This is a genomic window from Psychroserpens sp. SPM9 (assembly GCF_025153525.1).
Taxonomy (GTDB): Bacteria; Bacteroidota; Bacteroidia; order Flavobacteriales; family Flavobacteriaceae; genus Psychroserpens.
In genome coordinates this window covers 38,843-55,646 of the sequence record NZ_JANZNR010000002.1, presented here as the reverse complement: position 1 = coordinate 55,646, position 16,804 = coordinate 38,843, and the positions used below count along the sequence as shown (strand labels likewise).

Here is a 16,804-nt window from a genome sequence, read left to right as displayed (position 1 = left end):
TTTTTTTGGCCTAATAAATATAGATTAGCCAATAATAAACCAAAATAATTGTCAAATTATTAAAAATAGACTAAAAATGATCACAACTAAAAAATGTTACAGTTTATTGCTTCTATTAATGATGTCTATATCTACCGTTATGGCACAGTCAGATATATCAGGTAAGATATCTGATGAAGCAGGTATGCCTTTGGCAGGAGTTAATATTGTTCTTGATGGAACCACACAGGGTAGCGTTTCAGATTTTGATGGGAATTACACCATTTCAAATGTTGAAAATGGAACATATGTTTTGAATGCTACTTATTTAGGGTATTCAAAATTCACTAAAAATGTTACAGTAGATGGTGAAAACATCACTGTAAATATTACAATGACTGAAGATGCAGAGTCTCTGGATCAAATCATTATTACAGGTGTAACTAATCCAAAATCTAGAATAGAATCTAGTGTGTCTGTAACCACAATGCGACCAAAAGTTATCGAGCAATCTGCTCCTAGAACAACTGCAGAGATTTTTAGAACAATACCAGGTATTCGTTCGGAGTCTTCTGGTGGAGAAGGGAATTCTAATATTGCAGTTAGAGGTGTACCTGTATCTTCTGGAGGATCAAAATATGTACAACTTCAAGAAGATGGTTTACCAGTTTTGTTATTTGGAGATATGTCATTTGCTACCGCAGATATATTTACAAGATATGATGCTAATATTGGAAGAATAGAAGCAATTAGAGGTGGTTCTGCATCTACTTTATCTTCAAATTCACCAGGTGCAATTATAAACTTAATCAGCAAAACAGGGAAAACTGAAGGTGGTTCAATTGCAACATCCTTTGGATTAGATTATGGAAATTTTAGAACAGATTTTGACTATGGCGCTCCTATTGCTGAAGGACTTTATTTTCATATGGGTGGTTTCTATAGAGTTGGTGAAGGTATTAGAGATGCTGGCTACACAGCAAATAATGGTGGACAATTCAAATTTAATTTAACCAAAGAGTTTGAAAAAGGTCATGTAAGAATTTTTGCTAAGTATTTAAATGATAAAGCCATTGCATATTTACCAAACCCAATTCAAGTAACAGGTACAAACGCAGATCCGGATTTTGAAAATATTCCTAATTTTGATGCTAATAATCAAACATTACATACACCGTATTTAGACCAGAATGTTGGTTTGGGTGCTAGTGGTGAATTAAGACGGTCTAATGTAAGTGATGGGATGAATCCAATCTCAACTTCTTTTGGCGTACAAGCTTCATTCGACTTAGGAGATAATTTTAAGATTACAAACAATGGAAGATTCTCATCTAATAAAGGTGGGTTTAACTCTCCATTTCCTGCAAGTGTTTCTACAGCAAGCGATTTTTTAGCTGGTGATTTTGCTACTAATAATGGTTATGATTCATTAGTTTACGCAAATGGTGATGGTGCCGTAAGTGGTTCATCCTTATTAACACCTGTTGTGTTGTTTGATACACAATTAAATAACTTTAATAACTTTATGAATGACATTCGTTTATCGAAAAAGTTTGATAAATTAGATGTTACTGTTGGTTATTTTAAAGGCATTCAAAATGTATCTATGTCTTGGCTCTGGAACTCTTATTTATTAGAAGCTTCTGGTGAAGACGCAAGATTAATTGACGCGCTTGATGCTGGAGGAACGCCTCTTTCTGTGAATGGTCTTGTAGGCTATGGTGCTGCATTTTTTGGTAACTGTTGCCAACGTAGTTATGATACAAGATATAATACTTCAGCACCTTATTTAGCACTTGCTTTTGAAGCATCAGATAAATTAAATATTGATGCGAGTATTCGTTTCGATAAAGGTCAAGTTGATGGGTCATTTGCTGGACCAGCTACATCAGTATATGATGTCAATAATGACGGAGAAATCTCTTTACCAGAACAAACAGTTCAGTCTATAGATCTAACCAATGCCACAACGGTTAATTATGATTACGATTATGTGTCTTTTTCATTAGGTGCAAATTATTTACTCAAAGAAAATGAAGCTGTATTCGCTCGTTATAGTAGAGGTGGTGCTGCAAAAGCAGATCGAATTTTATTTGCAGGTTTAGATTATACCAATAGTGATCGTATTAACGCCTTAGATTTTATTAATCAAGCTGAAATAGGTTACAAAAGAGGATTTGAAAAAGGATCGCTTTATGCAACATTATTCTTTGCTAAAACTATAGAAGAAGGTGGTTTTGAGGCGACTTCTAACAGTATAATCGAAAATGATTATAAGTCAGTTGGTATTGAAATAGAAGGATCTTATAGATTTAGTGAAGATTTTAATGTTCGAGGTGGTTTAACATTTACAGATGCAGAAATTGATTCTGGAGATAACGCAGGAAACAAACCTAGAAGACAACCTGATTTTATATATAATTTCATTCCAACGTATAACTTCGGAAAAACAAATAAAAATGCATTTGGCTTAAGCTTTATTGGTCAAAGTAAAGCCTACGCTCAAGATTCAAATGAGTTAGTGTTACCAGGATTTGTAATCATAAACAGCTTTATAAATATCGGAATAACTGACAATCTTAATGCAAACCTATCAGCTAATAACTTATTTGATTCATTAGGAATAACTGAATCGGAAGAAGGAAGTATTATTGAAGGTCAAACAAATTATTTGAGAGTTAGACCTGTACCAGGACGTTCTATTTCTTTAGGTTTAAATTATAGTTTTTAAATAAATTTTAAGTGTTAGTAAAATTTATTGAGTTTTTTAGATTGATTTGAGTTAGAGAGTCAATGCCCTTAATAGCATTGACTCTTTTTCTAAAAATTAAAGAGTACATTAGATAAGTTAATTCAATACGAGATGGGAACCTTTCTAAATAAACCAAAATTAAGTTTCTGGCAAATTCTAAATATGAATGTTGGATTTTTTGGCATTCAATATAGTTTTGGATTACAACAAAGTGCCGTAACGCCAATTTATGATTTCTTAGGAGCTAGCCCAGATCAAATACCGTTACTTCATTTAGCTGGTCCAGTTACTGGCTTATTGGTTCAGCCTATTGTTGGAGCTTTAAGTGATAAAACATGGAGTCCAAAATTTGGAAGGCGTAAACCCTTTTTCTTAATAGGAGCAATTTTATGCAGTTTGGCACTATTAGCGTTTCCATTTAGTAGTTCTTTATGGATGGCTGCAGGTTTATTGTGGATTTTAGATGCAGGAAACAATACAGCAATGGAACCCTATCGAGCATTAATTGCAGATAAACTAGACGAGGCGCAACAGCCTTTAGGTTTTCAAATGCAAAGTTTTTTTACAGGCTTAGGTCAGGTATTAGCTAACGTGTCATTATTTGTTTTCCCGTTAATTTTTATTGGAACAACAGGAGCTTTACCAACTTGGGTTTATGCTTCTTTTTTTTTAGGAGCAGTATGCTCCATAGGAACTATATTGTGGAGTATTAGTAAAACTAAAGAGATCCCTCCAACAGAAGAAGAATTAGCTAAACTTAGAAGCGAAAAAAGAAGTGTTTTAGGGCCTCTAATTGAAATATTTTCAGCTATAAAGGACATGCCAAAAGTAATGTGGCAATTAGCCTTAGTCTACCTTTTTCAATGGTATGCACTATTTTGTTATTGGCAAAACTCATCAAAGAGTGTGGCGCTTTCAGTATGGAATGTCACGCCAAGCAGTAACCCTGAAGTCTATAGTGAGGCAGTTAGTTGGACAGGTTTAGTAAATGGCTGGTACAATGTTGTAACATTTTTAGTTGCTTTTGCCTTAGTAGGTTTTGCAAAAAAATACAGTCCCAAAAAAGTACATGCTTTTTGTTTAATTATTGCAGCATTAGGTTTTTTAACATTCCCTCATATTGAAAATAAAAACATTTTATTTTTCGCAATAACAGGTTTTGGTATTGGTTGGGCGAGTATGATGGGCATCCCTTACTTAATGGTAGTGTCTAATATCCCTAAAGAACGATATGGAGTTTACATGGGAATAATTAACATGATGATTGTGATTCCTATGATCTTACAAACACTAACTTTTGGATACATTCTAAAGAATTTTTTAGATAATGATCCTCGTCAAGCCATTACATTTGCTGGAGTGTTATTGCTTATTGCTACAGTTTGCACCTTATTAATGACAACAAAAAAACAGTTGTCAGTAACTCCTAAGAGTTAAAGAAAAATCAATCAAATATTTTTAAACAGATAAATTAGAGATTATTTATGATGAATTATATTCCCGATGCTTACAGAAAGAAATTTGTGAATGGTATTCGACATCCATATTTATACTTATGGGATTCATGGTCTTATGTTGAAAATAACATAATACATTTATATTGTTTGGCTATTTCACGTCATAAGCCCAATGGAGAATTGCTTGAACCCACTAATCGTAATGATTTTCCTTTTCATATAAGACATTTCACCTCATTAGATGATGGATTAAGTTGGGAAGATCAAGGTTGTTTTTTAAAACCAGAAGACGTCTCAAAGCATAATTATCGAACTATTTGGAGTGGAAGTGTTGAGCCGATGCCTAATGGTGAAAAATTAGTTGCTTTTACAGGTCTTGAAGCATTAGATTCAACCCATAATTTCAGACAAAATATAGCTATCGGAACATCAAAAGAAGGTTACACGGTTGATACTATTCAAAATCATATCATATCTTCACCTACTAGAGATTGGAAGACTATTACAGGAAAAGGATATTATCTAGATTCAGTAGAAAATTTGGGAAGTAATTTGGGTGAAAAAGATGGGCCAATTATGTCTTGGAGAGATCCCTTTATTTTTTATGATAAAGATGGTGAATTAAATATTTTTTGGGCAGCTAAAATTAGCCCTAGAACTGGTGCATTGGCAAGAGCTACCTTAAAATATAATGATGTGTTTTTTGATATAGCAGAATTACATCCTCCGGTTACCGTACCCGATATAGCCGATTTTACTCAGTTAGAAGTTCCTAAAATAATTTACGATGCAGACAAAGGACGTTATTATATGGTAATCGCTAGCTGCAACCGTTTACATGAAAATCAACCAGACTCAGAAATCAAAAAGGAAGTGAGAGTATATACTTCTAAAGATATTAATGGTCCATGGGAATCCTTAGGAGAAAAACTATTGGGTGAAAAAAATATGTTTGGTCTCACCATACTAAAATCAGATTTTAAAAATAACCGTTTACTCTGTATAGCGCCTTATACCGAAGCTGCAGATCCTGATTTAATGCTCACGTTTGCGCCTGTGTTTTATATTTATTTAGACGAACTAAGAGTCGAATTTTTGAAGGAACTAAAAACAAATGACTAATACTTAGAATTTAAAAAGTATGAAAAAATTAAATATAGTATGTTTTGGGGAAGTACTTTGGGATGTGTTTCCTTCACATAAAACAATTGGAGGAGCACCTTTAAATGTTGCTATAAGGCTTCAATCATTAGATAATAAAGTTGCTATTATTAGTAAAGTTGGAAAAGATGAATTAGGAGATTCATTACTTGAGTTTATTAATGAAAAAGGAGTCAATTCTGATAACGTTCAAATCGATTCAGAATTAAAAACTGGTAAGGTAAATGTAGTTATTAATGAATCGGGTTCTGCGTCCTATGAAATTATGTTTCCTAGTGCTTGGGACGATATTGAAATTACAGATTCAAATACATCTTTAGTAGCATCTTCTGACGCTTTTGTTTATGGAAGTTTAATAGGAAGAAATAAGACTTCTAAACAAACTTTGTTGCATTTACTTAAGTCTGCAACTTACAAAATTTTTGATGTCAATTTAAGACATCCATTTTATAATTATGAACTTTTAATAGAACTCATGCGTCATGCTGATTTTATTAAATTCAATGATGAAGAATTACATGAAATTTGTACATATTTAGACTCTAAATCAAATTCAATTGAGCAAAACATAGCTTATATTTCTAAGAAAACAAATACCTCTCATATATGTGTGACCAAAGGCGAAAAAGGAGCTGTAATGTTATATGATAGTCAGTTATTTGAAAATAATGGTTATCGGGTAGATGTTGTAGATACTGTTGGGGCTGGAGATTCTTTTTTAGCCACTTTAATCAATTATTTATTAAAAAATGAGCATCCACAAAAAGCTATTGATCAAGCTTGTGCTGTAGGTGCGATTGTAGCCCAAAAAGAAGGAGCTAATCCTATAATCAATCGGGAAGATATTGATGCATTGCTTACCTCTAATTAATTATTTAAACAAAACAACGAAGTTTTTTTAAACTAAAAGCATTCATTTGAGTATTTTGGATAGTCATTAATGATTAAACTTTTTCGTATAGACCTTTCTCATAAAACACGTACATTTGTAATTCGGTTTGTCAACAAATTATAACTACAAATTGATTAATTCACGCAGTATATGAGCAAGCAAAGTAAACGCAGAGAAGCTTTAGTTTATCACGCAAAACCAACACCTGGAAAAATTCAGGTGGTTCCAACAAAAAAATATGCCACGCAAAGAGATTTATCTTTAGCCTATTCACCTGGTGTCGCCGAACCTTGTCTCGAAATAGAAAAAGACAAAAACAATGCTTACAAATATACAGCTAAAGGAAATTTAGTTGCAGTGATTTCTAACGGAACAGCCGTTTTAGGCCTCGGAAATATTGGTCCCGAAGCCTCAAAACCGGTTATGGAAGGAAAAGGTTTGCTCTTTAAAATCTTTGCCGATATTGATGTGTTTGATATTGAAGTAGATACTGAAGACATTGAAACGTTTATTCAAACCGTAAAAAATATTGCCCCAACGTTTGGTGGTATTAACCTTGAAGATATCAAAGCACCTGAAGCTTTCGAAATTGAGCGTCGTTTAAAAGAAGAATTAGATATTCCAGTCATGCACGATGACCAACACGGAACTGCCATTATTTCGGCAGCCGCCTTATTGAATGCTTTAGAGCTTGCTGGAAAAAAAATAGAAGCGGTGAAAATTGTGATAAGTGGCGCTGGTGCTGCTGCCATTTCGTGCTCTCGATTATATCAAGCCTGTGGTGCAGAACGTAGCAACATGGTTATGTTAGACAGTAAAGGTGTGATAAGGGATGATCGAGAACAACTTAGTACTGAGAAAGCCGAATTTGCCACACACCGAAAAATAGATACTTTAGAAGAAGCCATGAAAGATGCCGATGTTTTTATTGGTTTATCAATGGCAGATATTGTAGAGCCTGAGATGCTAAAATCAATGGCAAAAGATCCCATAGTGTTTGCAATGGCAAATCCTAATCCAGAGATAAATTACCAGTTGGCATTAGACACACGAGATGATATTATTATGGCAACGGGTCGTAGTGACCACCCTAATCAAGTGAATAATGTTCTTGGGTTTCCATTTATTTTTAGAGGCGCTTTAGATGTTAGAGCAACAAAAATTAATGAAGCGATGAAAATGGCTGCAGTTCGGGCTTTGGCAGATTTAGCAAAAGAGCCTGTCCCAGAACAGGTGAATATTGCTTATGGTGAAACACGGTTGACTTTTGGTAGAGACTATATCATTCCAAAACCTTTTGATCCAAGATTAATTGCCGAAGTACCACCAGCAGTAGCAAAAGCTGCTATGGAAAGCGGTGTAGCTAAAGAGCCCATAGAAGATTGGGAAAAATATAAAGACGAATTATTAGAGCGATTAGGGTCTGATAATAAAATTGTTAGACTCTTATTAAATCGTGCGAAACTGAATCCTAAACGTGTTGTTTTTGCCGAAGCCGATCAATTGGATGTCTTAAAGGCAGCCCAGATTGCACATGATGAAGGTATTGCAATTCCTATTCTGTTAGGGCGAAGAGATAAGATTTTAAATCTGATGGAAGAGATTGAATTTGAAGCCGATTTAGAAATTATTGATCCTAAAACCGATGAAGAAGAAGCGCGAAAAAATGCCTATGCTAAAGTGTATTGGGAACAACGTAAACGAAAAGGGGTTACCTTATATTCTGCAGAAAAATTATTACGCGAACGTAATTACTATGCGGCTATGATGGTAAATCAGGGCGATGCAGATGCTTTGATTTCTGGGTATTCTAGAAGTTACCCTTCGGTGGTAAAACCCATGTTAGAGCTTATTGGTTTAGCTCCAGGATCAACAAGAGTGGCTACTACTAACGTAATGATGACGCAACGTGGCCCTATGTTTTTAAGTGATACTTCTATCAATATAAATCCTTCAGCTGCCGACTTGACAAAAATTGCTCAAATGACAGCTGGTGTGGTTAAAATGTTTGGTATGGAGCCTGTTATGGCGATGATTTCATATTCAAACTTCGGGTCATCAAAAAACCAAACAGCTATAAAAGTTAGAGAAGCGGTAGAATACCTACATAAAAGACATCCTAATTTAGTAGTTGATGGCGAATTGCAAACCGATTTTGCCCTTAACAAAGAAATGTTACAAGATATATTTCCGTTTTCTAAATTAGCAGGACGCAAGGTTAATACACTTATATTTCCAAATTTAGAATCGGCAAATATTACTTACAAACTCCTTAAAGAATTAAATAAAGCCGACTCCATTGGGCCTATTATGATGGGAATGAAAAAACCAATTCATATCCTTCAATTAGGCGCTAGTGTCGATGAAATTGTAAATATGACCGCTATAGCTGTCATTGATGCTCAGCAGAAAGATAAAATGAAGAGCTAAAAGGCGTACTGTTTTAGACGTCTAATCGCCTTTGTAATGTAAATAATTTTATTACATTTGAGTTTTTAACTTAAGCGGGTAAATGATTACGCATATTCAAGGAAAATTGGTAGAAAAGAATCCAACAGATGTAGTTATAGATTGCAATGGTGTTGGATATCTTTTAAATATTTCATTACATACGTTTTCTCAAATTCCTGATAAGGAAGCGCTTAAGCTTTATTCTCATCTCATTGTTCGTGAAGATTCTCATACCTTATTTGGCTTCTCATCGATAGCCGAACGGGAAATTTTCAAACTTTTAATTTCGGTTAGTGGTATTGGTGCTAATACAGCGCGAACCATGTTGTCTTCCTTAACACCACAACAGGTTAAAGAAGGGATTGCGCATGGAGACGTCGCATTAATTCAATCTATCAAAGGAATTGGAGCTAAAACAGCTGCGCGTGTCATACTCGATTTGAAGGATAAAGTGCTAAAAGTATACGATATTGACGAAGTTTCTGTTAATAAAAACAATACCAACAAAGATGAAGCGTTATCTGCTTTAGAAGTTTTAGGATTTGCTAAAAAACAATCCGAACGAGTTGTAGACAAAATTGTGTCCCAGCAACCAGACGCAACAGTAGAAACAATTATTAAAGAAGCTTTAAAAAATTTATAAAATTTGATTTCAACTAACTTTACTTTATCAAAATCATACCGCCTCATATTTTTCCTTGCTATTGTATTGGTTAGTGGCCTTGGCTTTGCCCAAGATAGCACGAGTACAACCTTTTCTTTAGGAAAACTTTCAATACCAAATCCGCAGAGTATTGTTTCAAAATATACGTATGATCCTATTACCGATCGGTATATCTATACAGAAACAGTTGGGAATTTTAATATCAATTATCCTTTAATTTTAACACCTGCCGAATATCAAAAGCTCGTCCTTGCCGAAAGACAACGTATGTATTACAAGCAGAAAATTGATGCTGCTGCAGGACAAAAAGACGGTACCGAAGACGAACAAAGAAATCTTTTGCCCGAATTTTATGTCAATTCTGGGTTTTTTGAAACCATTTTTGGAGGTAATACGATTGAAGTGATTCCTCAGGGTTCTGCCGAAGTCGATCTAGGTGTTTTATTTACCAAACAGGATAACCCCACTTTTTCTCCTAGAAACCGAAGTAATTTTACGTTCGATTTTGATCAACGTATTAGTGTAAGTTTATTAGGTAAGGTTGGTACACGACTTCAGGTGACAGCCAACTATGATACCGAATCTACTTTCGATTTTCAAAATTTGGTAAAACTAGAATATACTCCTACTGAAGATGATATCGTACGAAAAATAGAAGTAGGTAATGTGAGCATGCCACTAAATAGTTCGTTAATTACAGGTGCTCAAAGTTTATTTGGTGTAAAAACCGAATTGCAATTTGGTAAAACAAGGGTGACAGCCATTTTTTCTGAACAACAATCACAATCACAATCTGTTGTCGCTCAAGGTGGAGGAACTGTTGAAGAGTTTGAGTTTTTTGCCAGAGATTATGATGAAAACAGACACTATTTCTTAGCGCAATACTTTAGAGATACTTATGACCAATCGATGCTGCGTTATCCATACATCGCCAATAATATTCAAATTACCCGAATTGAAGTTTGGGTAACTAATAGAAGTAACCAAACCGACAATGTTAGAAATATTGTGGCACTTCAGGATATTGGAGAGTTTAATACCATCGGAATTAATGGCGGTGTTGCTCCTGGCGGATTCATAAATCCTGCCGGTTCACAGTTTCCAGATAATAATAACAACGCTTTCGATCCTAATGATATTGGTCAAGGAGGTTCGTTTTTGTCACCAGCAATTAGAGATATAACCACTGCAGAACAAGGGATATTAACGCCAGCCAACGAAGGTTTTGACTTCGGAAAACTTGAAAATGCAAGAAAATTAGAACAAGGAAGAGACTATACATTGAGTCAGCAATTAGGATATATTTCCTTAAACCAAAGACTGCTTAATGATGAGATTTTAGCCGTTGCCTTTCAATATACTATTGGAGGTGAAGTGTATCAGGTTGGTGAATTTGCTAATGATGGTGTCAATTCTACGGCGACCAATAATGACGATGATGGTGATGGGATACCAAACGTTGCCGATGTCGATGTTAATGGTGATGGTACGGCAGATAACGGAACCGATACCGATGGTGATGGTATTAACGATAACACCGATTCTGATGTTAATGGTGATGGGATTATTGATAACGGACCAGATATAAATGCCGATGGCATCAATGATAGTTTTGTTATTGCTGAAGGTTCTACACAAAGTCTTGTAGTGAAGATGCTTAAGAGTCCAATTACAGATGTCAATCAGCCAATTTGGGACCTGATGATGAAGAACATCTACGATACGGGAGCCTTTCAGTTAGACAGAGACGATTTTAGATTAAATATATTTTATACCGAAGCTTCGCCTTTAAACTATATTGCACCTGTAGAAGGAACCTCATTTCCGGTTTTTGAAAATAACACACCATTTGATACTTCTGATGATGGCGAAATATTAGACACGCCTTTAATTCGTTTATTTCATTTAGACCGACTTAATTTTAATAACGATCCGCAAGCAGGAGGTGATGGGTTTTTTGATTTTGTTGAAGGCATGACTGTATTGTCACAAAACGGAAAAATCATTTTCACGAAGGCTGAACCATTTGGTCGATACCTCTTTGATATTCTTGATGATGATGGAAACCCTAATAATAATGACGTAGATTACGAAGCCGAGACTTATACCAACTTAAACCAGGAAAAGTACGTTTACGATATTCTCTATAAACAGACTAAAACAGCTGCTTTAGATGAAGCTGAAAAGAATAAATTCCAAATCAAAGGACGTTATAAAGCTTCAGGAGGTGATGGGATTCCGTTAGGCGCATTCAATGTGCCAAGAGGATCTGTTATTGTAACGGCTGGTGGACGAACTTTAGTTGAAGGTCAGGACTATACTGTAAATTATCAAATTGGACGTGTTTTTATTATCGATGAAGCTTTAAAATCATCCAACATTCCTATTAATGTTTCTGTAGAAAACAATGCTGTATTTGGTCAGCAAACAAGACGTTTTACAGGTGTTAATGTTGAACATCAGTTTAATGAGAATTTTGTATTAGGAGCTACATTCTTAAATTTAAATGAGCGACCAATAACTCAAAAAGCCAATTATAATACAGAACCTATTAATAACACCATTTTTGGCTTTAATGGAAACTATTCTACCGAAGTTCCTTTCTTTACAAGATTGGTGAACAAATTACCTAATATAGATACCGACGTGCCATCTAATCTTTCGGTTAGAGGTGAATTTGCTTACTTAGCGCCTGGTGCGCCAAAAGGTACCGACTTCAACAACGAGGCGACAGCTTATGTAGATGATTTTGAAGGGACTCAAGGCGCTATTGATTTATTATCACCACAGTCATGGTTTTTATCGAGTAGACCAAGAAGTTTAGGTAAAGTTTATGCAGGTTTTGGAGGTGAAGATGAAAACGGAATTCAGAACGGATTTGATAGAGCCTTTTTAAACTGGTATACTATTGATCCTATTTTTTATAGTAATCAGCGTCCGGGTGATATCAGCGATGAAGATGTTTCAGATTTATATACCAGACGTGTTTTTATTGATGAAGTGTTTCCAGAATTGGATATTGCTCAAGGTCAAAGTACAGTCATCAACACACTGGATTTAGTATACTATCCAACCGAAAGAGGTCCTTACAATTTTGAGCCTGGAGCTACAGATGATAACTTAAATCCTGATGATAGTTGGGCAGGTATCACAAGACAAATTACATCGACAGATTTTGAACAAGCCAATGTGGAATATATTGAATTCTGGTTAATGGATCCGTTTATGGATGATACAGGGAACACTATTCCAGGTTCATCTCCAGGAAAGCTATTTATTAACTTAGGTAATATTTCGGAAGATGTATTAAAAGATGGGAAAAAACAATATGAAAATGGATTGCCAGAAGATGGTGATATCACACCATTATTGCCTGAAACAGTTTACCAAACGGTTGTTCCTCGAAATCAATCATTAATTTATACATTCTCAACTGGAGGCGCTGAGCGTGCAAATCAAGATGTGGGTTACGATGGTTACGACGATGCCGAAGAATTAACACAGTTTGGTGGTGCTTTTGGTGAGGACCCAGCAAAAGATAATTATACATACTACTTAAATACTGAAGGAAATATTTTTGACCGTTATAAAAAATATAATGGACTACAAGGTAACTCGCCAGATGTATTTACAGATACCAATCGTGGCTCTACACCGCAACCAGATGTTGAAGATATCAACAGAGATAACACAATGAATACCATTGATAGTTATTTCCAATATGAAGTAGATATAGATCCTAATACTTTAAATGAAAACAACCCTCAAATTAACGATATAAAAGCAAGATCAGTAACCTTACCTAATGGTCAGTCTGCTACAGTAACCTATTACCAGTTTAGAATTCCAATTTCAGAACCTACCGAAGCTATTGGAGGAATTACCGATATTAGATCGGTTCGTTTTGCCCGCTTATTCTTAACCGATTTTGCTGAACGAACGGTACTTCGTTTTGCGACTTTAGATTTAGTTCGTAGTGATTGGAGACGTTATAAATTAACTCTAGACGATGAGCCAAATAATGATAATGATAATACCGAATTTACAGTTGGTGTTGTTGGTCTTCAGGAGAATGATGGTAATTATGTCTTGCCTCCAGGTGTTGTTTTAGAACAATTAAATAATAACAATAATATCATAAGACAAAACGAACAATCCTTGCAAGTTGAGGCTTGTGGCTTAGAGCCTGAAGATTCTAGAGGTGTCTTTAAAAATATTAATGTAGATATGCGTCAGTATAATAAACTGCGTATGTTTATTCATGCCGAAGATGGTGATGTAGGCTCCTTAAACGATGGCGATCTTGTCGGTTTTATTCGAATGGGTAATGACTTTACTCAAAACTATTATCAAATCGAAGTGCCATTACAGGTGTCTTCCGGACAAGCATCTGCAGAAACCGTTTGGCCAGAAGTAAATGAGATTAATATCGAGTTAGATGTTCTGGAACAAATGAAATCCCTAGGAATTGCTAACGGAACATTAGCCAATGTAGATCCGACTTTTTACGATTTAGTAGGAAGTGAATTATCTGAAACCACAGAATTTGCTCCTTATACAATTGGACAACAACGACTCGCTATTAAAGGTAATCCAAACTTTGGAGATGTAAGAGTATTAATGGTTGGTGTTAAAAACTCTGGTCAAAGTGGTATGGACGTTTGTGGCGAAGTATGGTTTAACGAATTGCGTTTGGCCGATTTAGATAATGAAGGTGGATGGGCCGCTGTTGCAGCTATGGATGCTAATTTTGCCGATTTTGCCGATGTAAGTGCTACAGGACGAAAGAGCACAATTGGATTTGGGTCTGTAGAGCAACGTCCTAATGAACGTAGTCGTGAAGATGTAGAACAATACGATGTTGTTACCAACTTAAATTTAGGACAATTATTGCCTAAAAAATGGGGGATTCAATTGCCATTTAACTATGCGGTTGGAGAACAAATTATCACACCAGAATATGACGAGTTTTACAGAGATATCAAACTACAAACGCAATTAGAGAATACGAACAATAGAGATTCTATTTTAAAAGTCAACGAGAACTATACCAAACGTAAGAGTATTAATTTTATAGGTGTTAGAAAAAATAGAACAACCGATAAAAAACCACGCTTTTATGATGTTGAGAATTTAACATTCAATTATTCTTACAATAAAGAGGAACATAGAGATTTTGAAATTGAACGTTCTTTAAGCCAAAACATTAGAGCAGGAGTTAACTATAATTATAGCTTCGAGCCAATGACAATTGAACCTTTTAAAAAGAATGATTCTTTATTTACAGGTAAATATTGGAAAATCCTCAAAGACTTTAATTTTAATCCTATTCCGACGAGTTTTTCAGTAAATACCGATATCATTCGTCAGTTTAATAAACAAAAATTCAGGGAAGTAGATCTCACTGGAGATAATATCGGGCTCGAAGAATTATTCCGAAGAAATTATAATTTTAACACACAATACGCTATTAATTATAACTTGACCAAAGCGTTGAGTTTAAACTTTACTGCGGCTAATACCAATATTGTAAGAAATTATTTTGTCGATGATGTCCTTAATGGTAGACAAGATCCTAATCTGGATGTTTGGGACGGCTTTTTCGATTTAGGAGATCCTAATATTCAAAATCAGCAACTGCAAGTCAATTATGAATTACCGCTGTATAAAATTCCTACACTGAGTTTTATGCGTGCTACCTATTCGTATACCGGAGATTTCCAATGGCAAAAAGGTTCAGATTTAAATAGTAATCTTCCTATTGAAAATGAAGATAATCCGGGGACGTTTACTACCTATAATTTAGGGAACTCCATTCAAAATGCGAATACGCATAATATCAATTCTACATTCAACTTAGAAACACTGTATAAACATATTGGGTTAACTAAAAAGAATACCAGAGCTTCTGCAAGTAGCCGTAGAGTAGCAACGCCAGGTAGCTTAGATAAAGATGGAAAACCATTAGCTACAAAAGATCAAAATGCTGGAGCTAACAGCAATAAAGGGTCTAAGCTTTTAAATGCTGGTATTGATATTTTGACAGCGGTTAAACGTGTTCAAATTAATTATACCGAAAATAATGGATCTTATTTACCAGGATATTTAAGAACACCAGGATTTATTGGCACATTTAAGCCTACTCTTGGGTATACTTTTGGAAGTCAAAGAGATATTAGAGACTTAGCGGCCAGAAATGGATGGCTAACCGTATTCCCAGATTTTAACCAGCAATATAGTGAGACGACAAACCGTATTTTAGATATTTCGGCAGATGTAGAAATTATCAAAGACCTAAATATTGATTTAACTGGTGGACGTGTCTATTCGGAAAACACCACCCAAAACTTTAATACAACCGATACCGATGGTGATGGCTTTAGTGATACTTATAATGCCTTAATTACGAATTCCTTCGGAAACTTCAATATTTCAACAGCGTTAATCAAAACGGCATTTAGTAAAAGTGACGAAAATGAATCTGCTGCGTTTGAAGATTTTAGAGCCAACCGAATAATTGTCGCTAGACGTTTAGCACGAAACTTTTATGGTAATGATAACTATGCTGTAGATGGCGAAGGTTATCCTTTAGGCTTTGGTAAAAATAGCCAGGCTGTATTATTGCCTTCATTTTTAGCTGCTTATAAAGGTTCTAGTGCCGATAAAATTAGCTTGTCGGCTTTTAGAGACATTCCAATTCCTAACTGGCAATTAAAGTATACCGGTTTTATGAAAATGAAATGGTTTAAAAAGAATTTTAAACGTTTCTCAATTACGCATGGTTACCGTTCAAGTTATACCATAAATCAGTTTAGAACCAATCTTGATTTAGATGCTAGTTTATTACAGCCTGGTGTCGATTATGAAAGTCAAAACCCTGAGGTATTAGATCAATCTGGAAACTTTAAAAATCAAACGATCTTTAGCAATATCAATTTAGAAGAACAATTTAGTCCATTATTCAGGTTAGATTTTGAGATGAAAAATTCAATCAAGATTCTAGCGGAAATGAAAAAGGACCGAATTTTATCAATGAGTTTTGATAACAACTTATTAACCGAGATTAGAGGTAATGAGTACATTCTTGGTTTAGGTTATCGCATCAAAGACTTACGTATTCGCTCTAAATTAGCAGGACCAAAACAAGTCATTAAAAGTGATTTGAACATGAAGGCAGATATTTCGGTACGAAATAATAAAACCATCATTAGATATTTAGATATTGAGAATAATCAAATTACTCAAGGGCAAACCATTTGGGGATTAAAGTATACCGCAGATTATGCTTTTAGTAAAAATCTAACGGCTATTTTCTATTTTGATTACACCTTCTCTGAATATGAAATATCTACAGCGTTTCCGCAAACTACCATCAGATCTGGATTTACATTACGATACAATTTTGGAAATTAAATAGTAATTAAAGTCTAAAAAAATTACATTTGTAG

General features: G+C 34.9%; 7 protein-coding genes. All 7 read left to right on the top strand.

Annotated elements, in window-relative coordinates; all coding sequences use genetic code 11:
* Positions 1–139: 139 nt before the first annotated feature.
* Positions 140–2,710 carry a TonB-dependent receptor gene (locus N4270_RS04135; protein ID WP_260095624.1) on the top strand — a complete coding sequence of 857 codons (2,571 nt, stop codon included), beginning with the start codon at positions 140–142 and terminating at the stop codon, positions 2,708–2,710.
* A gap of 132 nt (positions 2,711–2,842) precedes the next feature.
* Positions 2,843–4,168, top strand: coding sequence for an MFS transporter (locus tag N4270_RS04130; RefSeq protein WP_260095623.1), 1,326 nt, complete (start codon positions 2,843–2,845; stop codon positions 4,166–4,168).
* 47 nt (positions 4,169–4,215) lie between these two features.
* Positions 4,216–5,310 (top strand): hypothetical protein, encoded by a 1,095-nt coding sequence (locus tag N4270_RS04125; protein WP_260095622.1) that lies wholly within the window; start codon positions 4,216–4,218, stop codon positions 5,308–5,310.
* Between the two features lie 19 nt (positions 5,311–5,329).
* Entirely contained in the window at positions 5,330–6,220 is an 891-nt protein-coding gene (locus N4270_RS04120; protein WP_260095621.1) for a carbohydrate kinase, read from the top strand.
* 171 nt (positions 6,221–6,391) lie between these two features.
* A complete protein-coding gene (locus tag N4270_RS04115) occupies positions 6,392–8,671 on the top strand; it encodes an NADP-dependent malic enzyme (RefSeq protein ID WP_260095620.1) in 2,280 nt (759 codons plus the stop codon).
* An 82-nt stretch (positions 8,672–8,753) separates the two neighbouring features.
* The gene (gene ruvA / locus N4270_RS04110) at positions 8,754–9,335 is read left to right on the top strand and encodes a Holliday junction branch migration protein RuvA (protein WP_260095619.1); all 582 of its coding nucleotides are present in this window, start codon (positions 8,754–8,756) and stop codon (positions 9,333–9,335) included.
* Positions 9,336–9,380: 45 nt separating this feature from the next.
* The gene (gene sprA, locus N4270_RS04105; RefSeq protein ID WP_260096124.1) at positions 9,381–16,769 is read left to right on the top strand and encodes a cell surface protein SprA; all 7,389 of its coding nucleotides are present in this window, start codon (positions 9,381–9,383) and stop codon (positions 16,767–16,769) included.
* Positions 16,770–16,804: the final 35 nt, after the last annotated feature.

Bases quoted from the DNA above. Each gene is read 5' to 3' on its own strand.
- N4270_RS04135 (WP_260095624.1), top strand. From the start codon at position 140: ATGGCACAGTCAGATATATCAGGTAAGATATCTGATGAAGCAGGTATG.
- ruvA (WP_260095619.1), top strand. From the start codon at position 8,754: ATGATTACGCATATTCAAGGAAAATTGGTAGAAAAGAATCCAACAGAT.
- N4270_RS04120 (WP_260095621.1), top strand. From the start codon at position 5,330: ATGAAAAAATTAAATATAGTATGTTTTGGGGAAGTACTTTGGGATGTG.
- N4270_RS04125 (WP_260095622.1), top strand. From the start codon at position 4,216: ATGATGAATTATATTCCCGATGCTTACAGAAAGAAATTTGTGAATGGT.
- N4270_RS04115 (WP_260095620.1), top strand. From the start codon at position 6,392: ATGAGCAAGCAAAGTAAACGCAGAGAAGCTTTAGTTTATCACGCAAAA.
- N4270_RS04130 (WP_260095623.1), top strand. From the start codon at position 2,843: ATGGGAACCTTTCTAAATAAACCAAAATTAAGTTTCTGGCAAATTCTA.